Source organism: Ramlibacter sp. GCM10027632 (assembly GCF_042675325.1).
GTDB lineage: Bacteria > Pseudomonadota > Gammaproteobacteria > Burkholderiales > Burkholderiaceae_C > Ramlibacter.
Genome location: NZ_JBHTGW010000018.1, coordinates 1 through 26722 on the forward strand (window position 1 = coordinate 1; position 26722 = coordinate 26722).

The 26722-nt window shown below is 72.7% G+C and carries 28 protein-coding genes and 1 other RNA gene; 17 read left to right on the forward strand and 12 right to left on the reverse strand.

Annotation, left to right across the window (positions count from 1 at the left end; translation table 11 throughout):
• The 10 genes from ACFQZY_RS18880 to ACFQZY_RS18925 all read left to right on the forward strand — a co-directional run.
• A partial coding sequence (locus tag ACFQZY_RS18880) for a flagellar hook-length control protein FliK (protein ID WP_377419015.1) occupies positions 1-608 on the forward strand: 608 nt, incomplete at its 5' end.
• Between the two features lie 83 nt (positions 609-691).
• Positions 692-1237: a flagellar basal body-associated protein FliL gene (gene fliL, locus ACFQZY_RS18885; RefSeq protein WP_377419019.1), complete on the forward strand. Its 546-nt coding sequence runs from the start codon at positions 692-694 to the stop codon at positions 1235-1237.
• A 13-nt stretch (positions 1238-1250) separates the two neighbouring features.
• Positions 1251-2261 carry a flagellar motor switch protein FliM gene (fliM, locus tag ACFQZY_RS18890; protein ID WP_377419022.1) on the forward strand — a complete coding sequence of 337 codons (1011 nt, stop codon included), beginning with the start codon at positions 1251-1253 and terminating at the stop codon, positions 2259-2261.
• An 11-nt stretch (positions 2262-2272) separates the two neighbouring features.
• Positions 2273-2689, forward strand: coding sequence for a flagellar motor switch protein FliN (gene fliN / locus ACFQZY_RS18895; protein WP_377419025.1), 417 nt, complete (start codon positions 2273-2275; stop codon positions 2687-2689).
• A gap of 11 nt (positions 2690-2700) precedes the next feature.
• A complete protein-coding gene (gene fliO, locus ACFQZY_RS18900; RefSeq protein WP_377419029.1) occupies positions 2701-2991 on the forward strand; it encodes a flagellar biosynthetic protein FliO in 291 nt (96 codons plus the stop codon).
• An 82-nt stretch (positions 2992-3073) separates the two neighbouring features.
• Positions 3074-3751, forward strand: a complete 678-nt coding sequence (gene fliP / locus ACFQZY_RS18905) for a flagellar type III secretion system pore protein FliP (RefSeq protein ID WP_377419032.1) — start codon at positions 3074-3076, stop codon at positions 3749-3751.
• Entirely contained in the window at positions 3748-4017 is a 270-nt protein-coding gene (fliQ, locus tag ACFQZY_RS18910) for a flagellar biosynthesis protein FliQ (protein ID WP_377419035.1), read from the forward strand. The genes fliP and fliQ overlap by 4 nt, the downstream gene beginning before the upstream one ends.
• Positions 4018-4023: 6 nt before the next feature.
• The gene (fliR, locus tag ACFQZY_RS18915) at positions 4024-4782 is read left to right on the forward strand and encodes a flagellar biosynthetic protein FliR (RefSeq protein WP_377419039.1); all 759 of its coding nucleotides are present in this window, start codon (positions 4024-4026) and stop codon (positions 4780-4782) included.
• A 68-nt stretch (positions 4783-4850) separates the two neighbouring features.
• Positions 4851-6653, forward strand: coding sequence for a hypothetical protein (locus ACFQZY_RS18920; protein ID WP_377419041.1), 1803 nt, complete (start codon positions 4851-4853; stop codon positions 6651-6653).
• 77 nt (positions 6654-6730) lie between these two features.
• Positions 6731-8893, forward strand: coding sequence for a hypothetical protein (locus tag ACFQZY_RS18925; protein WP_377419044.1), 2163 nt, complete (start codon positions 6731-6733; stop codon positions 8891-8893).
• Here the strand turns inward: ACFQZY_RS18925 and ACFQZY_RS18930 are convergent.
• From ACFQZY_RS18930 to ACFQZY_RS18960, 7 genes are all read right to left on the reverse strand, one after another.
• Positions 8811-9866, reverse strand: a complete 1056-nt coding sequence (locus ACFQZY_RS18930) for a chemotaxis response regulator protein-glutamate methylesterase (RefSeq protein WP_377419047.1) — start codon at positions 9864-9866, stop codon at positions 8811-8813. The two genes, ACFQZY_RS18925 and ACFQZY_RS18930, sit on opposite strands and share 83 nt — an antisense overlap.
• Entirely contained in the window at positions 9863-10498 is a 636-nt protein-coding gene (gene cheD / locus ACFQZY_RS18935; RefSeq protein ID WP_377419050.1) for a chemoreceptor glutamine deamidase CheD, read from the reverse strand. Before cheD ends, ACFQZY_RS18930 begins: the two co-directional genes overlap by 4 nt.
• Positions 10495-11346: a CheR family methyltransferase gene (locus ACFQZY_RS18940; RefSeq protein WP_377419053.1), complete on the reverse strand. Its 852-nt coding sequence runs from the start codon at positions 11344-11346 to the stop codon at positions 10495-10497. Before ACFQZY_RS18940 ends, cheD begins: the two co-directional genes overlap by 4 nt.
• Complete coding sequence (locus ACFQZY_RS18945; protein ID WP_377419056.1) at positions 11339-12910, reverse strand: methyl-accepting chemotaxis protein; 1572 nt, start codon at positions 12908-12910, stop codon at positions 11339-11341. Before ACFQZY_RS18945 ends, ACFQZY_RS18940 begins: the two co-directional genes overlap by 8 nt.
• A 66-nt stretch (positions 12911-12976) precedes the next feature.
• The gene (locus ACFQZY_RS18950) at positions 12977-13480 is read right to left on the reverse strand and encodes a chemotaxis protein CheW (protein WP_377419059.1); all 504 of its coding nucleotides are present in this window, start codon (positions 13478-13480) and stop codon (positions 12977-12979) included.
• Positions 13481-13562: 82 nt separating this feature from the next.
• Positions 13563-15686 (reverse strand): chemotaxis protein CheA, encoded by a 2124-nt coding sequence (locus tag ACFQZY_RS18955; RefSeq protein ID WP_377419062.1) that lies wholly within the window; start codon positions 15684-15686, stop codon positions 13563-13565.
• 20 nt (positions 15687-15706) lie between these two features.
• On the reverse strand, positions 15707-16069 hold the full coding sequence (locus ACFQZY_RS18960) for a response regulator (RefSeq protein WP_377419066.1): 363 nt from the start codon (positions 16067-16069) through the stop codon (positions 15707-15709).
• Between the two features lie 119 nt (positions 16070-16188).
• Here ACFQZY_RS18960 and ACFQZY_RS18965 point away from each other — a divergent pair, with 119 nt between their 5' ends.
• Complete coding sequence (locus ACFQZY_RS18965) at positions 16189-17310, forward strand: histidine kinase (RefSeq protein ID WP_377419069.1); 1122 nt, start codon at positions 16189-16191, stop codon at positions 17308-17310.
• Positions 17307-17957: a response regulator gene (locus ACFQZY_RS18970; RefSeq protein ID WP_377419072.1), complete on the forward strand. Its 651-nt coding sequence runs from the start codon at positions 17307-17309 to the stop codon at positions 17955-17957. The genes ACFQZY_RS18965 and ACFQZY_RS18970 overlap by 4 nt, the downstream gene beginning before the upstream one ends.
• A gap of 146 nt (positions 17958-18103) precedes the next feature.
• On the opposite strand, the gene ACFQZY_RS18975 is transcribed toward ACFQZY_RS18970, so the two are convergent.
• From ACFQZY_RS18975 to dnaX, 5 genes are all read right to left on the reverse strand, one after another.
• Positions 18104-18460 carry an Hpt domain-containing protein gene (locus tag ACFQZY_RS18975; protein WP_377419075.1) on the reverse strand — a complete coding sequence of 119 codons (357 nt, stop codon included), beginning with the start codon at positions 18458-18460 and terminating at the stop codon, positions 18104-18106.
• A 158-nt stretch (positions 18461-18618) separates the two neighbouring features.
• Positions 18619-19635 carry an ABC transporter substrate-binding protein gene (locus tag ACFQZY_RS18980; protein ID WP_377419078.1) on the reverse strand — a complete coding sequence of 339 codons (1017 nt, stop codon included), beginning with the start codon at positions 19633-19635 and terminating at the stop codon, positions 18619-18621.
• Positions 19636-19748: 113 nt separating this feature from the next.
• A complete protein-coding gene (recR, locus tag ACFQZY_RS18985; protein WP_377419081.1) occupies positions 19749-20336 on the reverse strand; it encodes a recombination mediator RecR in 588 nt (195 codons plus the stop codon).
• 1 nt (position 20337) lies between these two features.
• Positions 20338-20670 (reverse strand): YbaB/EbfC family nucleoid-associated protein, encoded by a 333-nt coding sequence (locus ACFQZY_RS18990; RefSeq protein ID WP_377419085.1) that lies wholly within the window; start codon positions 20668-20670, stop codon positions 20338-20340.
• 13 nt (positions 20671-20683) lie between these two features.
• Positions 20684-22630: a DNA polymerase III subunit gamma/tau gene (gene dnaX, locus ACFQZY_RS18995; protein ID WP_377419088.1), complete on the reverse strand. Its 1947-nt coding sequence runs from the start codon at positions 22628-22630 to the stop codon at positions 20684-20686.
• A gap of 60 nt (positions 22631-22690) precedes the next feature.
• On the opposite strand from dnaX, the gene ffs reads away from it, so the two are divergent.
• The 5 genes from ffs to ACFQZY_RS19020 all read left to right on the forward strand — a co-directional run bounded on the left by ffs (position 22691) and on the right by ACFQZY_RS19020 (position 26435).
• Positions 22691-22787, forward strand: an RNA gene (gene ffs, locus ACFQZY_RS19000) — signal recognition particle sRNA small type.
• A 179-nt stretch (positions 22788-22966) separates the two neighbouring features.
• The gene (locus ACFQZY_RS19005) at positions 22967-23392 is read left to right on the forward strand and encodes a hypothetical protein (RefSeq protein WP_377419091.1); all 426 of its coding nucleotides are present in this window, start codon (positions 22967-22969) and stop codon (positions 23390-23392) included.
• A 76-nt stretch (positions 23393-23468) separates the two neighbouring features.
• On the forward strand, positions 23469-24041 hold the full coding sequence (locus tag ACFQZY_RS19010; RefSeq protein ID WP_377419095.1) for a hypothetical protein: 573 nt from the start codon (positions 23469-23471) through the stop codon (positions 24039-24041).
• A gap of 52 nt (positions 24042-24093) precedes the next feature.
• On the forward strand, positions 24094-25797 hold the full coding sequence (locus ACFQZY_RS19015; protein ID WP_377419098.1) for an ATP-binding protein: 1704 nt from the start codon (positions 24094-24096) through the stop codon (positions 25795-25797).
• Positions 25794-26435 (forward strand): response regulator, encoded by a 642-nt coding sequence (locus ACFQZY_RS19020; protein WP_377419101.1) that lies wholly within the window; start codon positions 25794-25796, stop codon positions 26433-26435. Before ACFQZY_RS19015 ends, ACFQZY_RS19020 begins: the two co-directional genes overlap by 4 nt.
• Positions 26436-26722 lie beyond the last annotated feature (287 nt).

The following is a 26722-nucleotide window of genomic DNA, read 5'->3' on the forward strand; positions in this document are numbered from 1 at the left end:
CGGCCGGCACCCCCGCCGGCAGCTTCGCCCAGGCCCTGCCCACCGTGGCCGAGGCGCGCGGCCCGCCAGGGCCCGGCGCTGCCGGCCGCACCGAGGCCGCCACCGGCGCCCTGCCCGACCCGGCGGCCCTGCTCGCGCCGTCGCCCGCGCCGCTGCAGGCCGAGGCCCCGCTGCACCAGGCCGAGATGGTCCACCCGCCGCACGAGGCCGCCTTTGCCGGCGAACTCGCCGCCCAGGTGGAGGTGATGCTGCAGGACGGCATCCAGCAGGCCGAACTGCAGCTGAACCCGGTGGACCTGGGCTCGATCCGCATCGCGCTGCGGGTGGACGGCAGCGTCGCCGACGTCCAGTTCACCGCCGTGCACGCCGCCACCCGCGAAGGCATCGCCCAGGGCCTGGAGCAGCTGCGCGAGATGCTCGCCGGCCAGGGCCTGAGCCTGGGCCAGGCCGAGGTCGGCGCGCGCCAGGGCGGGCAGGACGGCGGGCGCGAGCCGTCCGCACCGGGCCGCCCCGGCCGCCCGGGCGGCGAGCCCGCGGGCGCCGCCGCCGTCCCCGTGGCCGCCCCGCGCGGGCGTGCCGCGCGCGGGCTGCTGGACCTGTACGCCTGAAACAAGGCGGTTTCCCGGCCCTTATCCGGGCATCCCCAGGCCTCAAGGATTTCCAGAATCGAGTGCATCGAGATGGAGTCCTGATGTCCGCCGCCAACCCCACTGCCGACACCGCCGCCGCCCCGGCACCCAAGTCCCGCCGCAAGCTGCTGGTCGGCGCCCTCGCCGGCCTGGTCATCGTGGCCGCGGGCGCCGCCGGCGGCTGGTGGTACCTGTCCGGCCAGGCGCACGCCGCCGAGGGCGCCGAAGCCCCGGCCAAGGCGCCGGCCAAGACCTTCTTCGTCAACCTCGACCCCTTCACCGTCAACCTCCACGACCCGCGCGGCGAGCGCTTCGCCCAGGTCGGCATCACGCTGGAGATCGACGACCCCAAGGCCGAGGCCCAGATCAAGGACCGCCTGCCGGCGGTCCGCAACAACATCCTGCTGCTGCTGTCGGCCAAGGAGATCGAGGCGCTGCTCGCGCCCGAAGGCAAGCAGCAGCTGGCCCTCGAGATCCGCGAGCAGGCCGGCCAGGCCCTGGGCATCGCCCCCGCCGCGGCGTCGGCCCCGGCCGACGCGAAGCCGGCCAAGGGCTCGCGCGCCAACCCGATCCGCGGCGTCCTGTTCTCCCAGTTCATCGTCCAGTAAGCCTGGAGGCACCATGGCCCAGACCCTCTCCCAGGAAGAAGTCGATGCCCTGCTCGCCGGCGTGACCGGCGAGGCCCAGGGCGACGCCGGTGAGCCGGCCGAGTCTGCCGCCGGCGGCGTGCGCAGCTACGACCTGTCCAGCCAGGAGCGCATCGTGCGCGGGCGCATGCCCACGCTGGAGATCGTCAACGAGCGCTTCGCCCGCAACTTCCGCATCGGCATCTTCAACTTCATGCGCCGCAACCCCGACATCTCGGTCGGGCCGGTCAAGGTGCAGAAGTTCGGCGCCTTCCTGCGCAACGTGGTGGTGCCCACCAACATCAACGTCATGCACGTGCGCCCCCTGCGCGGCATGGGCCTGCTGATCTGCGACCCGACCCTGGTGTTCACCGTCATCGACACCCTGTTCGGCGGCAGCGGCCACAACCCGGCCCGCGTCGAGGGCCGCGAGTTCTCCGCCACCGAGCAGCGCATCATCCTGCGGATGGTGGAGGTGATCTGCGCCGAGTACGCGAAGTCCTGGGCCTCCATCTACCCGATCGAGCTGGAGTACGCCCGCTCGGAGATGAACACCCAGTTCGCCAACATCGCCACGCCCTCGGAGATCGTGGTCACCACCACCTTCGAGGTGGAGATCGGCGAGGCCGGCGGCGCGATGCATATCTGCATCCCCTATTCCACCTTCGAGCCGATCCGCGAGATCCTGTACTCGCCCCTGCAGGGCGACCAGGGCGGCGCGGACCGGCGCTGGGTCAGCCTGCTGACGCAGCAGATCAAGTCGGCCACCGTCGAACTGGTCGCCGAGCTGGCCCACAGCGAGGCCACGGTGCGCGAGCTGATGTCGCTCAAGGCGGGCGACTTCATCGAGCTCGATCGCGAGCCGACGCTGGTCACCAAGGTCGACGGCGTGCCGGTGTTCGAGTGCGAATACGGCACCCTGGGCACGCGCTACGGGCTGCGCGTGTCGGAGTTCCTCACCCACCCCGCCGAGGCCCTGCAGGGCACCGGCAAGCCCACCGCCTGACGGGACCCACCATGAACACCACGAACACGACCACCGTGGGCGACGAGATGCCCGACGACTGGGCCGCCGCCCTGGCCGAAGCCGAGGCCGCCGCCGGCCGCCCCGAGCCGGCCGCCGCCGCCGGCCTCTTCCCGCAGCTGGGCGCGGGCGCCGCCCCCACCCACCGCGACGACATCGACCTGGTGCTGGACATCCCGGTGCAGCTCACCGTGGAACTCGGGCGCACCCGCATCCCGATCAAGCACATCCTGCAGCTGGCGCAGGGCTCGGTGATCGAGCTGGACGCCCTGGCCGGCGAGCCGATGGACGTGCTGGTGAACGGCTTCCTCATCGCCCAGGGCGAGGTGGTGGTCGTTAACGACAAGTTCGGCATCCGCCTGACCGACATCGTCACCCCCTCCGAGCGCATGCGCCGGCTGGGCCGCTGAGGGAGTGCGCCATGGGTTCCTCCCTGTCCTGGTCCCTGCTGATGCTGCTGCTGGTGGGCGCGATGGTGCCCGCCACGATGTGGCTGCTGCGGCGCGTACAGCAGCTGCGCCCCGGCGCTGGCGCCGAGCGCCGCATGGCCGTGGTCGACCAGCTCTCCCTGGGCCCGCGCGAGCGGCTGGTGACCGTGCGCGTCGGCGCCCGCCTGCTGGTGCTCGGCGTCACCTCGCAGAACGTGGCCCTGGTCACCGAACTGCACGAGGCGCAACTGGTCGAGACCACGCCGCTGCGGGAGAGCGCATGACCGCCGCGCCTGGCCGCCCCAAGCAAGCTCGCACCCCCTCGGGGGGCAGCGAAGGACACGCAGTGCCGAGCGAGGGGGCCCGATGAACCCCGCCAGCGTCATTGCGCAGACCGCCGGGGGCGTCACCACCTACTCGGTGCCGGTGCAGACCCTGCTGGTCTTCGCCGCCCTGTCCTTCCTGCCCGCGGTGCTGCTGCTCATGACGAGCTTCACCCGCATCATCATCGTCCTGAGCCTGCTGCGGCAGGCCCTGGGGCTGCAGCAGACGCCGCCGAACCAGGTGCTGGTGGGCCTGTCGCTGTTCCTGACCTTCTTCATCATGGGTCCCACGCTGGAGAAGATCCATGCCGAGGCCTACAAGCCGTTCAGCGAGCAGAAGATGGTGTTCGAGGAGGCGGTGGCCAAGGGCGCCGACCCGCTGCGCCAGTTCATGGTCAAGCAGACCCGCGAGGCCGACCTCGCGCTGTTCCACCGCATCGCCGAGGTCCCGCGCGGCCCGGTCGAGGCCACCCCCATGCGCATCCTGGTGCCGGCCTTCGTCACCAGCGAGCTGAAGACCGCGTTCCAGATCGGGTTCATGGTCTTCATCCCCTTCATCGTGATCGACCTGATCGTCGCCAGCGTGCTGATGTCCATGGGCATGATGATGCTGTCGCCGGTGCTGGTGGCCCTGCCCTTCAAGCTGATGCTGTTCGTGCTGGCCGATGGCTGGAACATCCTCCTGGGCTCGCTGGTGGCCAGCTTCGGGGGCGGCAAATGACGCCCGAGTGGGTGCTGGAGTTCGGCCGCATCGCCATGGAGCACCTGGTGCGCGTGGCCGCGCCGGTGCTGCTGGTGGCCCTGGTGGTGGGCCTGGCGGTGAGCCTGCTGCAGGCGGTCACGCAGATCAACGAGGCCACGCTGTCCTTCGTGCCCAAGCTGCTGGCGGTGCTGGCGGTGCTGGGCCTGGCCGGTCCCTGGATGCTGTCGGTGCTGGTGGAGTGGATCCGCCAGGTGATCACCAGCATCCCGCAGGCGGTGGGCTAGCGGCCCATGGTCACCTTCTCGCAGCAGGTGCTGGATGCCTGGCTCGCCGGCTTCTTCCTGCCCTTCGTGCGGATCCTGGCGCTGTTCTCGGCGGCGCCGCTGTTTTCCCACCGCAGCATCCCGGTGCGCGCGCGGGTCGCCGCCGCCGGCGTGATCGCGCTGGTCGTCGCGCCCTTCGCCGGCGTGCCGCCCGGCACCACGCTGGGCTCGCTGGCGGGCCTGGGGCTGGTGATGCAGCAGGTCGCCATCGGCGTCTCGCTGGGCTTCGCCGCGCGGCTGGTCTTCGCGGTGTTCGAGATGGCGGGCGAGTTCATCGGCCTGCAAATGGGCTTCTCGTTCGCCGGCTTCTTCGACCCGCAGGGCGGCAGCGAGTCGGCCGTGGGCAGCTGGCTGAACACCCTGGCCATGCTCCTGTTCCTCTCGCTCAACGCGCACCTGCTGGTGCTCGACGCGCTGATCGCCACCTTCCAGTCCCTGCCGATCGCAGGCGACCCGTTCGTCACGCTGGGCCGGCTGCGGCTGGAGCGCCTGGGCGGGGACGTGTTCCGCCTCGCGCTGTCGCTGGCGCTGCCGGCCACGGTGCTGATGCTGTTCATCAACCTGGCGCTGGGCTTCGCCTCGCGGGTGGCGCCGCAGCTGTCCATCTTCTCGGTGGGCTTCCCGATCACCGTCATGGCGGGCCTGCTGCTGCTGGCCCTGGGCACCGGGCACCTGATGGGGCCGATGGCCGAGGCCCTGGAGACCTTCCTCGCGCCCTTGCGGTGAGGCGGCCGGGAACCGCGGCGGCGCGGGCGGTTACCTCCCGGGGTACTGCTCATCAGTACCCGCCCGACATGCGCCCACTCCCGCCCGGCCACGCCTATTTCGTCGCGCCCGAGCGTCCCGGCGCGCTCGAAGTCCGGCCGTACGAGCCGGGCGGCCTGCGCCAGCGCCTGCTGCAATCGGCCGCCGGCCTGAGCGCCCGGCTGCGCGCCTGGGCCGAGCACGAGGGACACCTGCCGGTGTCCGACCCGCGCAGGCTGCTGGACGGACTGCGGTCCGAGCTGGGTGAGGCGGCCTGCCGCACCGCCACCTTCCGCCGCCTGGTCGAGATCCCGGTGGCCCGGCCGGGTGCCGACCTCCTCGACCGGCTGCGGTCGGCCCAGTCGGCCTACCTGGACGCGGTCGGCCGTGGCCAGGACCTGGAGGACCTGCTGCTGGACGCCGAGGCCGCCTACGGCGACGCCGGATTCCCCTTCCCGGGGGCGGACGCGAACGACAGGCGCGCGGTACGCCGCGAGGCGGCCGAGGCCCTGGGCCTGCCTGCCGCCGCTGGCCAGGCGCCACGGCGGGCCGGCGACCTGTCGCGGCCGCAGGCCTGGGAGGCCCTGCTCGCCAGCGCGCAGGCCCACTGCCGCCGGGCGAACGTGCAGGCCCTGGACCGGGCCATCGCCACCCTGCCGGGCGCCTCGGTGGCAACGGCAGCGGGCCTGCGGGATCGGGCGCGCGCCGCGGTGCTCGCGCAATCGCCCGACTTCGCCGCCTGCCGCCTCGACGAGGCCACGCTGCGCCAACGGTTCGTGTGGCAGGTCGCCACCGAAGCCGCGCCCCGGGTCGCGGCGGCGCTGGGCACCGACCTGGCGTACGCGCGCTCCCTGGCCGCCAGCGCGGTGGACAGCGCCGGCCTGCAGCCGTGCGCGGACGGCCCCCTCGCGCCGGGGGAGCTCGCGGCCTGGCGGACCGACCTTGAGGCGCAGGGCATCCGGGGGTTCCACGACACGGTCACCCACCGGGCCCTGCAGGAGCTGCAACAGCGACTCCCCGGACTCGCCGCCGAGGCCGCACAGGCGGCCCGGCTGCTGCAAGCGGACCTCGCGGACCGTGAGTTGCTGCTGGCGGACGACCTCCTGCACAGGCAACCGCGCCAGTCCGACCCGGACCTCCTGGCGCAGGTCCTCGCCTTCCGCCGCGGCGCGGTCGCAGAAGCCCTGGAACGCGTCGCCCGCTGCCTGGCCCTCGTGAACGCCAGCCGCCTGCTGGACGCGGCCCAGCGCGAGCACCTGGTGCAATGGCTCGTCCGGCGCGAGACGCCCCCGGCGGCCGTCCCCGCCTGCATCGACCTGGCTGAACACCTGTTCCTGGCGGTCATGCTGTGGGATCAGGCGGGCCCGGACAGCGACGAGGCCGCAGCCAGCCTGTTCAAGGAACTCACCCTGGCCTTCGACACCCTCTGGCGGCTGCCCACCACGCCGCCGCCGGCCGGCAGCCCCCCGGGCCGCTGGCCCGACGAGATGACCCAGCGAAGCCAGTGGCTGGACGACCTGCTGTCCGTCGCCCTGCGGGGCGAGCGCGGGAGGGCGGCGCCCCTGGCGCAGCGCGAGCCGGTCGCCGACCGCCTCTGGCAGGCGCTGCAGCTGCCCCCGCTCGCCGCGCTGCCGGAGGTCCAGCTGCTGCGGCACGCGCTGCGCGTGCTGACGATCGCCGCGGCCCGCACCGACCCGGCAGGCAGCGCGGAGGCGGTGGACGCGGCCGCCTTCGCCTCGGCCCGGGTGCGCCCGCTCCCGTCGGTCGACGCCCTGGAGCCGCGGCTGCGCCAGGCGCTGCGGGCTCATTTCGGGCCGTCGCTCCAGGCCACGAGCTCACCGGCGCATCGCTAGGCGTGACCCGCGTGCCGGCGCAACTTCGCCGGCACGGTCGTTACCACCTGCCGTCGCCTCCCCAACCCGCCCTCGACATGTTCCCAACCACCGCTGCCCCCGTCCCCCCCCAGCAGGCGCTGTACCTCGCCCCCGACGGCCTGCTCGTCGCGCGCCCGCTGCGCCCGGTGGGCGGCTTCCTCGGCTGCTTCCTGTGGGTCGGCTGGGTCCGGCGCTGGGCCGAGCGCAGCGGCGAGCTGGCCATCACGGACCCCCAGCGCGTGATCGCGCTCCTGCGCCGCGAGCTGGGCACGGACACGGTGGAGCCCGGCACCTTCCGCAGGCTGGTCGAGCGCAGGATCGAAGCCTGTGCCGCGGCCGACCTGACCTCGCGCACCGAGCGGGCCCGCACGGCCTACCGGCAGGCCCTGGCAGCGCGCCACGACATCGATTTCAGGGTCGAGGAAACGTTCGAGCAGTGGATGACGCAGGCGCGGCGCGACACGCTGAATCCCTCGGCCCGCGACTGCACCCGGATCCGCACCGAGGCGGCGAGGCTGCTGCGGGAGGCGCCGGGCCAGGGCACGCGCCGCGCCGACCGGATCCCCGCGGGCGAGGTACAGGCCGCGATCGACCAGGCCATCGTGCACCGCTGCCGCCACGTCAACGAGCGGCGAATGGCCCAGGCGATCGAACGTCTCTACCCGCAGCCAGAGCGCCGCCACGCTGCGGGGGCCATGCTCGACGAGATCCGGGTCAGCATGAGAGACAGTGGCGTCTTCTCCTCGTGCATCCTGTCGCAGGCGTCGATCGACAAGCTGGTGATCGAGCACCTGGTGCAGCGGCGCGCGCCCGCGCTGGCCCGGCTGATTGCCTGTGACCTCGCCTTCGCCCGCCTGCTGGTGCGCGAGGCCTGCATCACGGTGGGCGGGCCGGTGCGTTTCGGCGACGCGCCGCAGGACCGCAAGCACGCGCCGCCGCCCCCGGCCTTCGCCGATGCCTTCGAACCCGGCGAGTTCGAGGGCTGGCGCGCCAAGCTGAAATCCGGTCCGGGCTGCGCCTACTTCGACTCGGTCTGCGAAGCCGCGGTCGAGGCCCTCGGTCGCGGCCGCGGGGCTCAGGGCCGCGAGGAGATCGCGGCCGCCGCGAGCACCCTGCGGCGCCTGCGGGGAACCTCGGAGTACGACACCCTGGCCCCCGCGCTGGACAGCGCCGACCCGTCCGCCTGCCTGCAGCCGCTCGAGGCGATGGTGGAGCGCCGGCGCTTCCACCCGCCGCCGGCGGGCCACGAGACGGACCGTGACCGCGCGGACCGGGGTCGCGCGGACAGCGAGAACATCGTCACGCACCTCGCCAGCCTGATGGCCTCCGTCGGGCTGGCGCGGTCGCATCCCGCCCTCAACCTCGACCAGCAACGGGAGCTTCACGAGATACAGCTGGCCCGCGGCCTGGCCCGTCCGGCGCTGGAGGACTTCGTGGCATCGGCCGCGGCCTTCACCTCGGCGCTCAACGCGATCGCCGCGCCGGCGATCTCCGACGACGAGCGCAGCACGCGCCTCTTCCAGCAGCTCGCGGTCCTGGCGGGCACCGTGGGCCCGCTGGTGGACCTGCTGGGAGGGACAGACCGGGCCCGGCGGCTGGAGGTTCTCTACGACCTGGCCGCGGTGGGCGGCCTGGGCGCGGGCGTACCGGCCCCGACGCAGCCGACGGCGGCCTCGATCGAGGCCCGGGAGCGCGCCCTGGCCAGCGATCCCGACCTGGCGGCGCGCGAGCAGGCGCAGGCGTTCGCATTGCGCCCGATCCGCCTGCAGGACACCCTCAACCGCATCCTCCTGGGCGCTGCAGCCACGCCGGTGCGCGCGGCCCTGGGCCTGGACAAGGTGCGGGCGGCCGAGCCCAAGCGGCTGGTGGCGGACCTGCTCGGCGCCCTGGCCTATGGCGCCGCGCGCGGCGCCGGCCTGGGCCGGGCGGCCGCCATCGAGCAGGCGCAGCGCGCGGCGCCGAAGGCCACCCCAACGGGGCCGTCGCACGACGAGCCGCCCGGGCGCACGGCGCCCGGGGGCACGGTCACGCGGCTGTCGCAACTCGAGCCGCCCAACCTGCAGGCGGCCGTGCGGCAGCACTTCAACCTGAAGAAGTCCGCCCGGTCCAAGGCCAGCAGCTTCCTCAAGTCGACCGTCAGCGTGACGCTGCCACCGCCGCCGCCAGCGAACGCGCCACCTCGGATAGTGATCGCACCTCGCTCGCAGCCCCGGCGTTGATCGCCTCCCGGGGCATGCCGAAGACCACGCAGCTGGCCTCATCCTGCACGATGTTCCAGCTGCCGCAGTCCTTCATCTGCCGCATCGCCGCCGCGCCGTCGGCGCCCATGCCGGTGAGCATCACGCCCACCGCGCGCGGCCCGGCGTGGCGGGCCACGGAGCGAAACAGCACGTCCACCGAGGGCTTGTGCCGGTTCACCGGCTCGCCATCGGCCACCCGCAGCACATAGCCCGCGCCGCTGCGCTCCACCGCCATGTGGCGGCCGCCGGGCGCGATGTAGGCATGGCCCTGCAGCACCCGCTCGCCGTCCTCGCCCTCCTTGACGCGGATGCGGCACAGGCTGTCCAGCCGCGCCGCGAAGCTGGTGGTGAAGCCCGGGGGCATGTGCTGGGTGATGACGATGCCGGGGAAGTCCTCGGGCAGCGCGGTCAGCACCTCGCGGATCGCCTCGGTGCCGCCGGTGGAGGCGCCGATGGCCACCAGGCGCTCGGTGCCGCGGCCGGTGCCCGCCGCCAGCGGGGGGCGCGGCGACGCGCTGGCCGCCGCCGGCACCGCCTGGGCGTGCCGGCGCACCCGCGCCGCCGCCGCGCCGCGGATCTTCTGGGTGATCTCGCGCGCCGCCTCGTCCAGCCCGGTGCGTACCGACAGCTGCGGCTTGGTGACGAAGTCCACCGCGCCCAGCTCCAGCGCCCGCAGCGTGACCTGCGCGCCGCGCTCGGTGAGCGTGGAGATCATCACCACCGGCATCGGCCGCAGGCGCATCAGGCGCTCGAGGAAGTCGAGGCCGTCCATGCGGGGCATCTCGACATCCAGGGTGATGACGTCGGGGTTCAGTTCGCGGATCACCTCGCGGGCCACGTAGGGGTCCGACGCCGTGCCGACCACTTCCAGGTCGGGCGTGCGGTTGATGATCTCGGTGAGCACGCTGCGCACCAGGGCCGAATCGTCGACCACGACCACGCGGGTCTTCATGAGAACAGCTCCACGTCGCCGCCCCGCGGTGCCTGCACCAGCCGGCGGCGGTAGGTTTCTTCCTGTTGGACCGATTCGCTGGCGCTGGCGGCGGGCAGCCGCTTGCACAGCACCTGCCCGCTGCGCGGGAACAGGCAGACCTTGCGGGGCCACTCGCCCAGCACGTCGCTGGCCAGCACCGGGATGCCCTCCTGCGCCAGGAAATTGCGCACGAAGGCCACGTTCTTCTCGCCGATCTCGGTGCGCGCCAGGCTCTTCATCACCTGGCCGCCGCCGAAGATCTTGGCCTGCAGCGCGCCCTTTCGCGCGCCGCGCTTGATCATCTCGTTGATCAACAGCTCCATCGCGAAGGCGCCGAAGCGCCCGCCCGCGTCGGCCGCGCCCTCGGGCAGCATGAAGTGGTTCATGCCGCCGATGCCGGCACCGGGGTCGTGCAGGCACGCCGCCACGCACGAGCCGAGGGTGGTGTTCACGGCCACGTCGTGGTCGTAGACGAAGAACTCCCCCGGCAGCACCTTCACCGCCGCACGCCCGAAGCCCGTGTCCTGGAAGAAGAACGAGGCTTCGCCCGCGCGGCGGGGCCGCTGGCGCAGCACCGCCAGCGCGTTCGCGTCGACGTGGGGCAGGCTCATGCAGCGCCCCCGATGCGGCGGTAGGTGGTCTTGCCCACCAGCTCCACCAGGTCGCGGTGCTCGGTGAAGTTCTCCGAGTGGCCCACGTAGAGGATGCCGCCCGGCTTGAGGCTGCCGCACAGGCGCTCCAGCACCTGGCGCTGCGTCGGCCGGTCGAAGTAGATCATCACGTTGCGGCAGAAGATCACGTCGTACGGCGACGGCGCCTGCCACTGCGGGGTCAGCAGGTTCAGCGGCCGGAATGACAGCAGCGCCTGCAGCTCGGGCTTCGCGCGGGCCTTGCCGGCGTTGGCGCCGCTGCCCTTGAGGAAGAAGCGGCGCAGGCGCGCCTCGCCCACGCCGGCCACCGTGTCCAGCGGGTAGACGCCGTCACGCGCGACGCCCAGCACGCGGGTGTCGATGTCGCTGGCGTCGATGGTCACGCGCGGGGCGCTGCCGGCGCACTCCAGCGCGGTCATGGCGATGCTGTAAGGCTCCTCGCCGGTAGAGGCCGCACAGGACCAGATACGCACCGCACCGCCCGCGGCGGGCAGCGACTTCAGGTGCCGCGCCAGGTGCTCGAAGTGGTGCGGCTCGCGGAAGAAGGAGGTCAGGTTGGTGGTCAGGCAGTTGATGAACTCCTGCCACTCGGGGTCGTGGTCGCCGCGCAGCGAATCCAGGTAGGCGGTGAAGGTGGCGTGGCCCCGGTCACGCAGGCGCCGCGCCAGGCGGCTGTACACCATGTTCTGCTTGCCCGGGTGCAGGTCGATGCCGGCCCGGGCACGGATCATGGCGCGCACCCGCTGGAAGTCGGCGGGGCTGAACGCGATCTCGCGTTCGCCCGGGCGCAGGGCGGCGGCTTCAGCCATGGCGCAGGCGGAAGATCTGCACCGACTGCAGCAGGCTGGTGGCCTGCTCCTTCAGGCGCGTGGCGGCCGCGGTGGACTGTTCCACCATCGCCGCGTTCTGCTGCGTGGCGGTGTCGAGCTGGGCCACCGCGGTGTTCACCTGCACGACCCCGGCGGATTGCTCGGCGGAGGCGGCGGAGATGCCGTCCACCAGCTGCGAGACCTCGCGCGAGGAGGCGACCACGCCCTGCATGGTCTCGGCCGCCGAGCGCACCAGGCGGCTGCCCGCGCTCACGGCGCTGCGCGATTCCTCGATCAGCTGCTTGATCTCCTGGGCCGCCGCGGCGCTGCGCTGGGCCAGGCTGCGGACCTCGTTGGCCACCACCGCGAAGCCCCGGCCCTGCTCGCCGGCGCGCGCGGCCTCGACTGCGGCATTGAGGGCCAGGATGTTCGTCTGGAAGGCGATCCCGTCAATCACGCCGTTGATGGCGGCGATGCGCTCGGAGGACTTGGCGATGCCCTGCATGCTGGAGTCCATCTCGCTGACCGCGCGGCTCGCGTCCTCGGCCACTTCGCCGGCGCGGCCGGCCTTGCGGTTGGCCTCGTTGGCGCTGCCGGCGTTCTGCTGCACGGTCGCGGCGATCTGCTCGATCGCCGCCGCCGTCTCCTGCAGGCTGCTGGCCTGGGCCTCGGTGCGGCCGGAGAGGTCGTGGCTGGCCGAGGAGATCTCGTTGGCGGCGCGGTCCACCTGGGTCGACTGGCTGCGCACGTCGAAGACCATGGCCTGCAGGTTCACGCACAGCTGGTTCAGGCCGCGCAGCATGGCGCCGATGTCGTCGGTGCGGTCACTGGTGATGCTGCGCGTGAGGTCGCCGGCGGCCATCTGGTTGGCCAGGTCCACGGACTCGCGCACCGGCGTGGTGACGGTGCGGTGCAACCACCACCCCATCACGCCCACCAGGGTGGCGCCGACCGCGGCGCCGCCGGCCCAGGCGCCGGCCGGACCCAGGTCCTCGAGCAGGCGGCCCGCCACCAGCGAGAGGCCGGCGGTGATCGTCATCGCGGTCACCATGCGGCCGGTGAGCGACAGGCGCAGGCGCCGGCGCAGGGCGGCCAGGGCGCCGGAGCGCTCGAGGCGCCCGCCCATGACCAGCTGGCGCAGCCGGCCGGTCTCGGCCTCGCCGCGCATGCGGGCATACAGCGCCTCGGCGGCCTGCACCTGCTCGCGGGTCGGCTTGGTGCGCACCGACATGTAGCCGCTGACGTGGCCGTCCGACTGGATCGGGGTGACGTTGGCCACCACCCAGTAATGGTCGCCGTTCTTGCGGCGGTTCTTCACCATCGCGGACCAGGGCTTGCCGGACTGGATCGTGGCCCACAGGTCGCGGAAGGCCTCGGCCGGCATGTCCGGGTGCCGGATCATGTTGTGCGGCTGGCCCAGGAGTTCCTCGCGCTCGTAGCCGCTGACCTCGATGAAGGCCGGGTTGCAGTAGGTGATGCGGCTCTTGAGGTCCGTGGTCGAGACCAGGGTCAGGCCGTCGGGGTAGACGTACTCGTTGCCGCTCACGGGCAGGTTCTGGCGCATGGCATCTCCTTTTCTTCTTCGGCCCGCAGATCGGAGGGAGCGGGGGCAGGGGTTGGGGGGACGGGGTCAGTGGGTGGAGAAACCGTCGGCGGCGGCGATGTCCGCCAGCAGGGTCTCCATGTCGACCAGCATCAGCATCCGCTCGCCCGCGGCGGCGATGCCGGTGATGAAATCGCGGCCGCCCTCGCCGGGCAGGCCAGGCGGCGGCTTGATCTCGGCGGCCGGCAGGTCCAGCACGTCGGACACCGAGTCGACCACCGCGCCGACCACGCGGCCAGCGACGGCCAGCACGATGACGACGGTGAAGCTGGTGTATTCGACGCTGTCGCAGCCCAGGCGGGTGCGCAGGTCCACGATCGGCACGATCACGCCGCGCAGGTTGACGACCCCCTTGATGTGGCCCGGCGCATGCGGGATGCGGGTGGGCGGCTCGTAGGAGCGGATCTCCTGCACCTTCTGGATGTCCACGCCGTATTCCTCGGCGCCCAGGCGGAAGGTGAGGTACTCGCCGGCGCGCGCGCGGCCGGCATCCTGGCGGGCGATGTGGGCGCCTTCGGTAATCATGTCCATGGGTAGGTTCTCCGGTGTGTTGGGGGTGGTCCTGCCCGGGTTTTCGGCCTGCGGGGCGGATCCTTGAATGCGGGCGGTCGGGTCAGTGGGCGGTGGCGCGCACCAGGCGCGCCACGTCGAGGATCAGGGCCACGCGGCCATCGGCCATGATGGTGGCGCCCGAGAAGCCGGGCACGCGCCGGTAGTTGGCCTCCAGGTTCTTGACCACCACCTGCTGCTGGCCCACCAGCTGGTCGACCTCCAGCGCGACGCGCCGGCCCTCGGCCTCCACCACCACGTGCATGCGCCGGGGGTCGCCCTCGCGCAGCGCGCCGGGGTGGAAGTTGTCGGCCAGGTCCACCACCGGCAGCCAGTCCTCGCGCACCCGCACGACGCGGGCGTCGCCGGGCATGCGCTTGAGGGCTTCGGCATCGGCCTGGAAGGACTCGACCACGCAGGACAGCGGCAGCAGGTACAGCTCGCCGCAGCTGGTGACGGACATGCCGTCCATGATCGCCAGCGTCAGCGGCAGCCGCACGCTCACGCACATGCCGCGACCGGGCGTGGAGGACAGTTCCACCGAGCCGCCGAGGGCGACGATGTTGCGCTTGACCACGTCCATGCCGACGCCGCGGCCGGACACGTCGGTCACGGTCTCGGCGGTGGAAAAGCCCGGCGCGAAGATCAGCTGCCAGACCTGCGGGTCGGTCATGTTCTCCGACAGCGGCAGGCCGTTGCGGCGGGCCTTGTCCAGGAGCTTCTCGCGGTCCAGGCCGCGGCCGTCGTCGCGCACCTGGATCAGGATGGAGCCGCCCTCGTGGGCGGCGCTCAGGGTGAGGGTGCCGTGGCGCGGCTTGCCGGCGGCCACGCGCGCCTCGGGCAGCTCGATCCCGTGGTCCACCGCATTGCGCACCAGGTGGGTGAGCGGGTCGGTGAGCTTTTCGATCATGCCCTTGTCCAGCTCGGTCGCCTCGCCGATGGTGGTCAGTTCGATTTCCTTCCCGAGCTTGGCGGCGAGGTCCCGCAGCATGCGCGGGAAGCGGCCGAAGACTTCGCCCATCGGAATCATGCGGATGGACATCACCGATTCCTGCAGGTCGCGCGTGGTGCGCTCCAGGTCGGCGAGGCCGCCGGCCAGCTGCGACACGGCGTGTTCGTCCAGCGAGGCGGCGCGCTGCGCCAGCATGGCCTGGGTGATGACCAGCTCGCCCATCATGTTGATCAACTGGTCGACCTTGTCGACCGAGACGCGGATGGTCTCGGTGGCGGCGGCCTTGCGGGCCGGCGCCGGCGCGGCGGCGGCCGCCGCGGGGGCAGGCGCGGCGGGGCCGAACGCGGCGGGCTGGGCCAGGACCGGGACCGGCGCCGCCTCGGCGGGCGGCGCGAGGCCGGCGGCGGCGGAAGCGGCCGGGGCCGCAATCTCCAGCACGTCGAAGATCTCGGCATCCTGCGGCCACGGGGTGATGCGGATGTGGTCCCGCGGCACGTGGAAGTCGCACAGGTCCAGCCGGTCGGCGTCGCTGGCGGTGGGGTCGAGGCGCAGGCGCACCGCGCCCTCGCCCTGCCCGGGCAGGTCGGGTACGCGGCGCATCTCGCCCAGGCCGGCAACCTCGGCGAACAGCGAGAGCAGGTCGTCGGCCAGCGAGGGATGCGACAGCGGGCCGGCCAGCACCTCGAGGTCGCGGGCGCCGTCCGGCGCGGGGGCTGCGGCCGGCGCGCAGGGCGTGACCGGCGTGGCGACGGGCGCAGCAGCTGGCGCGGCCACCGCAGCCGCGGGGGCCGTGGCCGGCGCCGGCGCGGCCGCCGGGGTCGCCGACCCGTTCGCCAGCGCCACGAGGGTGGCCTTGAGCTGGGTCGCGTCGACCGGCTCGGCCTCGCCCTGCTGGCGCCGGTCGAGCATCTCGCGCAGCGAGTCGCCGGCGGCCAGCAGCGCGTCGACCATGGGCACGGCGGGGGCCAGCTCGTGCCGGCGCAGGCGGTCCAGCAGCGTCTCCATCACGTGCGTGAGCTCGGCGATGTCGGAGAAGCCGAAGGTGGCCGCGCCGCCCTTGACCGAGTGGGCGCAGCGGAAGATGGCATTGAGGGTCTCGTCATCGGCCTGGCCGGTGTCCAGCCCCAGCAGGAGGCGCTCCATCGCGGCGAGGTTGTCGCCCGCCTCCTCGAAGAAGACCTGGTAGAACTGCGTGAGGTCGAAGCCGGCGTTGCCGTTGGCGGTGGTGGTGCTCATGTCGGTCTCGGTGCAGGGGTTCAGCGCAGGACCTGGCGGATCACGTCCACCAGGCGGCTCGGGTCGAACGGCTTGGCCAGCCAGCCGGTGGCGCCGGCGGCGCGCGCGGCGGACTTCAGGGCCTGGTCGGATTCGGTGGTCAGCACCAGCACCGGCACGCGCGCGGTGGTGGCCTGGGCGCGCAGGGCAGCGGTCAGCGCCAGGCCGTCCATGCGCGGCATGTTCTGGTCGGTCAGCACCAGGTCCACCGGGTGCGCGGCGGCCTGGGCCAGGGCGTCCACGCCGTCGGCGGCCTCCAGCACCTGGAAGCCTGCGGTGCGCAGCGTGTGCGACAGCATCTGTCGCATGGAGGCGGAATCGTCAACCGCCAGGATGGTGGGCATGCGGGTGTCCTCTCGAGCTTTGCGGGCAATTCTGGAAGCCCGGCCGCCTTCCCGATGCCCCGGAAAAAGGCCCTACCCGCCCGCTTTTCCCCGCTTTCGCGCACGGGGGCGTGCCTACCATGCCGGTCATGCCCCCCGGTTCGCCCGCCCCCCTGCAGCTGCTGGTCGTCGAGGACGCCGAGTTCGACTTCGCCCTGCTCGTGGCCACGCTGCAGGCCCAGGGCTGGCCCTGCGAGGCGCGCCGCGTCGACACCGAGGCGGCGCTCGCCGGGGCCCTGGCCGAGCGCCCCTGGGACCTGGTGATCTCCGACCACTGCCTGCCGGGCTTCTCCAGCGCCCAGGCCTGGGACGCGGTGAGCGCGCTGCCCGCGCGGCCGCCCTTCATCATCGTCTCGGGCATGCTGGGCGAGGACGCGGCGGTCGCCGCGATGCAGCGGGGCGTGGACGACTACCTGGTCAAGGGCCGGCTCGCCCGCCTGGGCACCGCCGTGCGCAACGCCCTGGCCGCCGGCGCGGCCCGGCGCGAGCAGGCCCTGGCGCGCCAGCGCGAGGACGACTACCGCCGCCGGCTGCAGGCGCTCTCCGCGCAGCTGCAGGACGGCATCGACGCCGAGCGCACCCGCTTCGCCCGCGAGGTGCATGACGACATCGGCGGCACGCTCACCGCGGTGCGCTTCGACCTCGAGGCGGCGCTGCGCGAGGCCGGCCCCGGCGCCGCGCCCCGCATCGCGCGGGCGCTCGCCGAGCTGTCCCAGATCCAGCAGGCCGCCCAGCGCATCGTGCGCGACCTGCGTCCCCCCATCCTCGACGCCGGCCTGGCGGCGGCGCTGCAGTGGCACTCCGCGCACTGGGCCGATCGCCACGGCGCGGCCATGCGCTTCGACTGCGCGGCGCCGCTGCCGGACCTGCCGCCCGCCCTGGCCATGTGCCTGTACCGCGCCTGCCAGGAGGCCCTGACCAACATCGCCAAGCATGCCGGCGCGACCCAGGTCAGCGTGGACCTGCACGCCGGCGACGGCCTGCTGTCGCTCGAGATCGAGGACAACGGCCGCGGCTTCGACGCCTCCTGCCCCGGCAAGCCCGGCTCCTTCGGCCTGCAGGGCCTGCGCGAACGCATGCGCGCGGTCGGCGGGCAGCTGGACGTCCGCTCCGTGCCGGGACGCACGACCCTGCTGCTGTGGGTGCCGCTGGACGCTCACGCCGGCGCCTGCGACCTCCCCGACGACCTCGTGACCCCATGACCTCCGACACCCTCCGCCTCGTCCTCGTGGACGACCACATGCTCGTGCGCCGCGGCCTGCGCGACGCGCTGGGCGCCGACCCGAGCCTGCAGGTGGTCGCCGAAGCCGGCAGCTGGGACGAGCTGCTGCCGCTGCTGGACGCCGTCGCCATCGACGTGCTGGTGCTGGACATCAACCTGCCGGGCCTGTCCGGCCTGGACATCCTGGACCAGCTCTCGCGCCGGCCCGGTGCGCCGCGGGTGCTGGTGGTGTCGATGTACCCGGAGGACCAGTACGCCATCAAGGCGCTGAAGGCCGGCGCCCTGGGCTACGTGAACAAGGCCTGCGAGGCGGCGGAACTGGTGCTGGCCGTCCACCAGGTGGCGCGCGGCATGCGCCACCTCACGCCGGCGGTGGCGTCGCTGCTGGTCGAACAGCTGCAGGCCCCGGCCCAGTCCCTCCCCCACCACCGCCTGACCGAGCGCGAACGGGAGCTGCTGGTGCTGCTGGCGCGCGGCGAGCGACTGCCCGAGATCGCGCAGCGCCTGCAGGTGCCGCCCAAGGTGGCCGGCATCTACCGCGCCCGGGTGATGGAGAAGATGAAGCTGGCGACCCAGGCCGAACTGGCGCACTACGCGCAGCGCCACGGCCTGCTGGAAGAGACCTGAGGAGCCTCGGGCGCCTTGGGCGCCTCGGCCGCCATGACCGCCTGAGGGGCCGAAGAGGACTGCGGGGCCTGCAAGCCCCGCCCTCGATGCCAGCCTCGCAGCCGCGGGCGCCTGCAGGCCGCGAGCCGGAAGGGCGCCGGCGCCGGTCAGGCCGCGGGCGCGATGATGTCCAGTTCGCTGCGCGTGGCCTCGGCCCGCGCCTGCAGGCCGGGCCACAGGGCCCGCGCGTCGGCCGGCCGGCCTTCGCGCAGGGCCACCTCCATGTCGCGCGCGACCTGCGACAGCGCCTGGTCCTGCATCATCCCGGCCGCTCCCGCGATGCGGTGGACCGCGGCCAGCAGCACGCCGGACTCGCCGCCGGGCTGCAGGGCGGCGGCCACCTGCTCGAGGTGGTCGTCGAGCGACTTTCGGTACATCCGCAGCATGGCGCCGCGCGAGGCCGCCGGCAACTGCCCGATCAGGGCATGCATGCCGGCAAAGGAGGAAGTGTCTTGGGCAGTCATTCGAAGCAGTGTCCTGGTGGTTCCTGGCGCCCCCGGGCGGGCAAGCCCTGGCCGCGGCGGCCGTCACACGCCAGCTTATTCGCAGGCGTGCCGATCACCATGGGAAAAAATAGCCCGAAAGGCGTTGTTTTTCAGCGATCGCCCGGCTGCGGGCAGGGTCAGGCATCGAAGCGGGCCTTGGCGCGCAGGGCGAATTCGTTGGTGTAGCTGCGCCCCACCTCGACCCGGGCGGGACGCAGCGACGCGTCGAACTCCGCCAGCGCACGCAGCGCGGTGCGCGCGCCATCCGGGTCGAACACGCCATCCGGCGAGATCGACTCCCGCAGCTTCTCGAACGAGGCCAGGTACAGCGCCCGGTCACCCCCCAGGTGGGTCTCGGGCACCGTGCGCAGGATGTCGCGCGGGCCCGCCGTCTGCAGCCACTTGAGCGCGTGCACGATGGCGAACGCCAGCGCCTGGCAGGTGGCCGGGTGCTTCTGCACGAACTCGTGGGGTGCCTGCAGGCAGCCCGCCGGCATCGGCCCGCCGAAGACGGCCTGCGTGCCCTTGAGGGTGCGGGTGTCGGTGACGATGCGCACCTCGGCGCGCTGCTCCAGCAGCGTCATGACCGGCTCGCCGGAGCACAGCGCGTCGACCTGGCCGCCGCGCAGGGCTGCGGGCGCGGAGGGCATCAGCCCGACATCGATGAAGCTCACGTCCGACAGCGGCACGCCGGCGCGGGCCAGGGCCACGCTGGCCACCAGGTGGCCGGAGGAGCCGGGCGACGGGATGCCGATGCGCCGGCCCCGCAGGTCGGCCAGCCCGCGCACCGCAGGCATCGCCCGCACCGAAACCCCCAGGGCCACGGCCGGCGCGCGCGCCAGCAGCACGATGGCCTGGTGCGGCGCGCCGCGCAGGTGGTGCTGCAGCGCCTGCTCGTAGGGGGCGCAGGTGATGTCCGCCGCGCCGGCGCCGCCCTCGATGACCTCGACCTCCAGCCCCTCGGCGCGGAAGTAGCCCAGTTGCTCGGCGATGGTGAGCGGCAGGTTGGCCAGCGACTCCTTCTGCGACACCGCGATGCCGACGCGGGCCCGGCTCAGGCGGGGCTGGGCGCGCGCCGCCGGGGCGGCGACGGCGCATGCGCCAAGCGCGGCGGCCTGGAGGGCGGCGCGTCGGCTGATGCGGCGGTGTTCCATGGCGGGCCTCCGGGAAAACTCACCCGAAAGGCTACACGCCGGCGCGGCGGCCGGCATCGGGACCATCCCCCACGGGGTTTTCACCGAAGCCGCGCGGCCGCGCGGTAGGCCGCTCAGCGCCGGTCGACGAGCGCGTGGGCGATGGTGCCCAGGTCCACGTACTCCAGCTCGCTGCCGGCTGGCACGCCGCGGGCCAGGCGCGTCACGCGCAGGCCGCGGGCCTTCAGCGCCTCACCGATCACGTGCGCCGTGGCCTCGCCCTCGGCGGTGAAATTGGTGGCCAGGATGACCTCCTGGACATGGCCGTCGGTGGCGCGCTCGAACAGCTTGGCCAGGCCGATGTCGCGCGGGCCGACGCCGTCCAGGGGGCTGAGGCGGCCCATGAGGACGAAATACAGCCCGCGGAACGCGCCGGTACGCTCCAGCGCGGACTGGTCGGCCGGCGTCTCGACCACGCACAGCTTGGTGGCGTCGCGGTCCGGGTCGCGGCAAGTCTCGCAGACCTCGTCCTCGGTGAAGGTGTGGCAGCAGCTGCAATGCCGCATGCGCCCGGCGGCCTCCTGCAGCGCCCTTGCCAGCAGCTGCGCGCCCTCGCGGTCATGCTGCAGCAGGTGGTAGGCCATGCGCGAGGCCGTCTTCTGCCCCACCCCGGGCAAGCGGCGCAGGGCCTCGATCAGCGCGGGCAGGGTGTGCGAGGACACCTCAGAACGGGAACTTCATCCCGCCCGGCAGGCCGGGCATGCCCGCGGTGAGCTTGCCCATCTTCTCCTGGGAGGTTTCCTCGGCCTTGCGCACCGCGGCGTTGAAGGCGGCGGCCACCAGGTCCTCGAGCATGTCCTTGTCGTCGGCCAGCAGGCTGGGGTCGATGGTGACGCGCTTGACGTCGTGCTTGCAGGTCATGGTCACCTTGACCAGTCCCGCGCCGGACTCACCGGAGACCTCGATGTGGGCGAGTTCCTCCTGGGCCTTCTTGAGGTTGTCCTGCATGGCCTGGGCCTGCTTCATCAGGCCGGCGAGTTGTCCCTTGTTGAACATGAGATGGATTCCTTCAATTCTGTGTGGAGCCGGCCTGGGGCAGGACCGGCTTGATGCTTCCGGGCACGATTCTCGCGCCAAAGTCCCGCATCATCTGCTGCACGAACGGGTCGGCCATGATGATCTCCTCGGCCGCCTTCTGGCGCTCGGCGGCGGCATGGGCGTTGCGGCGCGCGGGGCTGTCCGTGACGGGGCCGACTTCCACGCCGAGCTTGACCGGGTGGCCGGCGTTCTGCAGCGCCGCCTGCAGGCGGGTGCGGGTGTTGTCCTGGTTGAGGGATTCGCGCTCGACGCGCAGCAGCCAGTGGTCGACGTCACGCGCCACCAGTTGCGATTGCAGCGCCAGCTCGCGCGCCAGCGCGGTCACCGCCTCGGCGGCCACCATCTGCTGCACCACGGCGTACCAGAAGTCGCCGTCCTCGGTGGCCACGTAGTGCGTGGCCGAGCGGGCTGCCGCGGCCTCGGCCGGGGGCTCGGACTGCACGCGCACGGGCACGCCCACCACCTCGCTGGCGGGGCGGCCGTCGAGTGGCGCAGGCGCGCCGCGCCGCGGCTCGGGCCGGGGCTCGGGCACCACCACCGGCACCACCACGCCAGGCGGGGCGCCGATGGCGGGCACGGCCGCCACCAGCGGGGAGGCTGCGGGGGCCGGGGCGGGCTGGGGGCGGTAGGGGGCCGGCCGGGGCTCGGGGGCGGCCTCCTGCGCGGTCTCGCGCGGGGCCTCGTGAGCCGGCGCCTCGGCCCGGGGCGCAGCCATGGGGGCTGCGGAGGCCGGCGCGGCCTGCGGCGTCGGCCCCCGCACCTCGGCGGGGACGCCCGCCGGGCGGGTCATGGGTTCAGGCGGAGTTTTTTTTTCAGCCTGCCCCGGCTTGAAGGCCAGGAGCCGCAGCAGCACCATGGTCAGCGCCGCGTACTCGTCGGGCGCCAGCCCGAGCTCGGCGCGCCCGTGCAGGCACAGGCTGTAAAGCAGCTGGGTCTCGTCGGCCGGCAGCAGGCCGGCGAGGCGGGCGATCTCGGCGCCCTCGGCATCGGCGGTGTCGGCCGCCGCGGGCACGGCCTGGATCACGGCCATGCGTTGCAGCACCGCGGTCATCTCCTCCAGCGTGGAGCCGGCGGACAGCCCGAGCTGGCGCAGGCCGTCGCAGGTGGCGACGATGGCGGCGCCGTCAGCGCTCGCCAGGGCCTCGACCAGGCGGAAGACATGGCTGCGGTCCACGCTCCCGAGCATCTGGCGCACCGCCGCCTCCTCGACCCGGCCGCTGCCGAAGGCGATGGCCTGGTCGGTCAGCGAGAGCGCGTCGCGCATGGAACCGCGGGCCGCGCGACCCAGCAGGCGCAGGGCGCCGGCCTCGGCGGGCACGGCCTCCACCTCGAGCACCCGGGCCAGGTGCTCCTGCACCGTCTCGGGCGCCATCGGGCGCAGGTTGAACTGCAGGCAGCGCGAAAGCACGGTGACCGGCACCTTCTGCGGGTCGGTCGTCGCCAGCACGAACTTCAGGTACTCGGGCGGCTCCTCCAGCGTCTTGAGCATCGCGTTGAACGCGTGGCCGGTGAGCATGTGCACCTCGTCGATCATGAAGACCTTGAAGCGGCCCTGGACCGGCTTGTAGACGGCCTGCTCGAGGAGTTGCTGGACTTCATCCACGCCGCGGTTGGAGGCGGCGTCGAGCTCGGTGTAGTCGACGAAGCGGCCCGAATCGATGTCGGTGCAGGCCTGGCACACGCCGCAGGGCTGGGCCGTGATGCCGCCCTGCCCGTCCGCGCCCTGGCAGTTCAGGGACTTGGCGAGGATGCGCGAGACGGTGGTCTTGCCCACGCCCCGGGTGCCGGTGAAGAGGTAGGCATGGTGCAACCGCTGCTGCGTCAGCGCATTGGTCAGCGCCTGCACCACGTGCTCCTGGCCCACCATCTCGCCGAACGTCTTGGGACGGTATTTGCGGGCCAGCACGAGGTAAGACATGCGACCGATTCTACGGGGCCGGCGATGGACCCCTCTCCGCGTGCCCTACAATCTCGCCTTGACGGGCCTCCCCGCATGGTGAAGCGGCCAACCGGGTCAGGTGGGGAACCAAGCAGCCCTAACTGTGGAGCCAGTGCCGGGGGTAAGGCTCGTCAACTTCTTTCCGTCGTCCCGTTGATTTCCTGCGGGCGACTCCCACCTGCGATCCGCGGGCTCGCCTCCCGAGCTCGAGGCAAGGCCCGTCCGTGGTCCGCGGGCTCCGACTGCCGACACCAGCACGGCTGCGCCAGCGATTGCCGACACCGGTGCATGGGCCTAAACTGATCAGCAGGAATCATGACCCGTTTCGCCATGACGCCCGCCCGGAACCCCTGGTCCTTCGCCCTGCGCCTGCGCTGCGCCCTGGCCGCGGGCTTGGTGGCGGGCGCGACGGCCGCCGGCGCACAGGAAGGCCTGCGGCTGACGCTCCAGCCCTCCGACCTGGTCGTGGTGCCCGCTCCCACCCCGCGCGCCCTGGACCTCACCGTGCACTGGACGCCCGAGCACGAGCCGGGCCATGCCATCGACCTGATCGCCGGCCGCCAGATGCGCGGCCTGGGCCTGCACCCCAATGCCTCGATGCCGGGCTTCGTCCCGGCCCGCCCCGAGCCCGTGTCGCTGCGCGAGCTGACCTTCATCGGCGTGCAGTTCCAGGGCGGCTCCCGCCTGACCCTGCGCCGAAAGGGCGATGGCCTCGGCCTGACCTACCGCACCACCTTCTGAGGGCGACGCGCGGATCGTTCCCAAAATGGGAAAAATCCGATTCCCTGCCGAGCCGATTGGCGGTCCAATTCCGCGGATGGAAATGGAGATTGGGGAGCCGGCGATCCACGCCGCCGAAACGGCCAGCCACGCGTCACCGCTGGATGCGTCGCAAGCCGGCCAGGTGCAGGCCCTGGCGCATGCCTTCTACGAGGTCGTTCCCGCCCACCTGCGCACCTACTGCTCCCTCACTTCCCGCATCGCCCAGGCCACCCTCGCCCGCCTGGGCATCCCGGCCACCCTCACGCCCTGCCAGGTCTGGCTCTCGGTGCCCGGCAACAACTACGTGATCGGCTTCCTGGGCAACCAGCCGCGCGCCGGCAAGTGGGATGGGCATGTCGTGTGCAGCGCCGGCGACTGGTTCGTCGACGCCGCCCTGCACCATTTCAAGCTCGAATTCGGGCAGGACACGCCCGCGGTCGTCGCCTCGCGCAAGTTCCAGGCGCGGACCCTGGCCATCGCCCGGGTCGACCTGAGCGCCACCGACCGCCTGGTCTGGATGGCGCCGCCCGCCGGCATCGACGCCACGCCGCCTGCCGAACCGCCCGAACTGGTCGCCCAGTACTCGGGCCTGCTGGCGGACCGGCTAGCCGCCGGCCAACCCCGATAATCCGGCCGACACTGCCCCCACGCGCAACGGCCTGCGCGTGGTTCCGCCCTGCATGCCCCTTCGTCCGCCACCGCCCCTCGCCGCCCGCATCCTGATCGCCGGCCTCGCCGTGGTCGCCCTGCTCTGGGCCGGCCTGCTGTGGGACCTGTCGGCGCGCGTCGAGCGCGAGCGTCACGATGGCGAGCGCACCCTGCAAGGCCTGGCCGGCCTCGGTGCCCTGGAGCTGCGCGCCACCCTGGACCTCGCCGACCTGGTGCTGGTCGACCTGCGCGAGCAGTGGCAGGTTCGGCCGGCCGACTTCCCGCTGCGGGTTCGCCTGCGCCAGGCGCAGGTCGAGCGCGGGCTGGACGCCGACATCACCGTGAGCGACATGCGCGGCCGGGTGCTGTTCGCGGGTGAGGGCACCGACGCCGTGGCTGCCGTGGCCGCTGCCCGCCCCCTGGCCGCAGCGTTGGGCTCGCACGACGCCCTGGCGGTTTCCACGCCGCGGCTGGACAAGGTTTCGGGCCAGTGGCAGATCGACCTGGTGCGGCTGGTGCTTGACGCCGCGCGCGAGCCCGTCGGGATGATCGTACTCACCGCGCCGGTCGACCTGGTCACCCGCAGCTTCCCGGTGGTGTACCAGGGCGAAGGCAGCGCCCTGTCCCTGGTACGCGACGACGGCGTGGTGGTCCTGCGCCAGATCGAACCGCGCGACGGCTCGAGCGTGCCCTTCGAGGGAACGGCGGGGACCTCGCAGCCTGTCCCGTTCACGGTGCCGCCGGAGGTGCTTGCCAGCCGCAGCGGTATCGGCGAACGGCTCTCGCAGGTGGGCTCGGTGAACCGGACCTTCGCCTGGCAGCGACTCGACGGCCTGCCCCTGACCCTGATCGTGTCGCAACCGAGCAGCCTCCTGTACCGGGACGTCGGCGCCTACCGCCTGCGCTACCTGGTCGGCGGCGCGGTGACGACGCTGCTCATCCTCCTTGGCTTCTACTGGCTCGGCCGCTGGGCCTCCACCCGTGCCGAGGCGCGAGCGCAGATGCAGGACAGCCTGGAGCGCCTGCGCGCCGGCCAGGCCGAACTGCTCGCCTCCCGCGAGGAATTGCGCCGCCTCGCGGCACACCAGACCCAGGTGCGCGAAGAAGAGCGCAAGCGCATGTCCGCCGAGGTCCATGACGAACTGGGGCAGCGCCTGACGGTCCTGCGCATGGGGCTGGCGCTGCTCCCGCGATCCATGCCGGGCAGCGACTCGCTGCGCGAGGAAACCACTGCCCTGCTCGCCGAGATCGACCAGATCATGGCCCAGGTTCGCGGGCTGGCCAGCCGCCTGCGTCCCGCAGCGCTTGACTTCGGGCTCGCCTCCGCAATCGAAGGCCTGGTCGAAGAGTTCCGGGCCAGCCTCGGCATCCCCATTGACTGGCGCCACGACCTGCCCGCCGGCCTGCCTTTGGACGATGCCACCGCGACCGGCGTCTTCCGCCTGGTACAGGAGGCCCTGACCAACGTGGCACGCCATGCCGGCGCCAGCCACATCGAGGTGCAGCTCCACGCCACACCCGACCGCCTCGCGCTGCGCGTGCGGGACGACGGCGCCGGCTTCGACGCGGCCAGCGCGGCACGCCGGCGCGGCTTCGGCCTGACCGGCATGCGCGAGCGTGCCACGGCCCTGGGGGGCCAGCTGCACATCACCAGCACCCCCGGACAGGGCACCACCCTCGAAGCCACCCTCCCCCTGGCCGCGGCTGCAGCCACCGACGCCCCCGTACACGCATGACCCCTGACCTCCCCTCCACCATCCGCATCGTGCTGGCCGACGACCATGCCATGGTCCGCAACGGGCTCCAGCGCATCCTAGAGAGTGAGGCCGGCCTGCGCGTGGTGGGCCAGGCGGTGGACGGCGACAGCGCGCTGGCGCGCGTCGCCGAATCCGGCTGCGACCTGATCCTGGTGGACCTGACCATGCCAGGCGCCAGCGGCCCGCGGCTGATCCAGCGTCTGCGCGAAAACCATCCCGGGCTGCGGATCCTCGTTGTCAGCATGCACGACTCGGCCGCGGTCGTCCGCGCGGCGCTGCAGGCGGGCGCCGACGGCTACGTCACCAAGGACAGCGACCCGGAGGTCCTGGTCGAGGCGGTTCGCTGCGTGGTCTCGGGAACGCCCTTCATTGACCCGCGGGTGGCCTCCGGCCTGGATGCCCGTGCGCCTGCGCCGCAGCCGGCCCTTTCGCCGCGCGAGCAACAGGTGATGCAACGCCTGGTCGCCGGCCAATCGAACAACGAGATCGCCGCAGCCCTGCACCTGTCCGAGAAGACCGTGAGCACGCACAAGACCAACCTCATGGCCAAGCTCCGGCTGGAGTCGCTGGCGGAACTGGTGCGTTACGCCGACCAGCACGGGCTCAGCGGGCTCTAGGCACGGGGCGCCGGCCGAGGCTGGTACCTGTCCTGCAGTGCGCCCGACGTGCGCCGCCCATCCGGTCGTGGCGTCATGCGCGCGGACCGCGCCATCCTGGATGCCTGAGCCATCGATGATGGGCTGGAATGGTCAGCGGCTTTCGCCCAGAACAGGACCCAAGCCCTCGAATTAATGAATTCCTGATTGGAAAACAAAAACCCCCTGTATCTTTCGACACAGGGGGTATTTGCTGCTGTAAGAGCCTGACGATGTCCTACTTTCACACGGGAATCCGCACTATCATC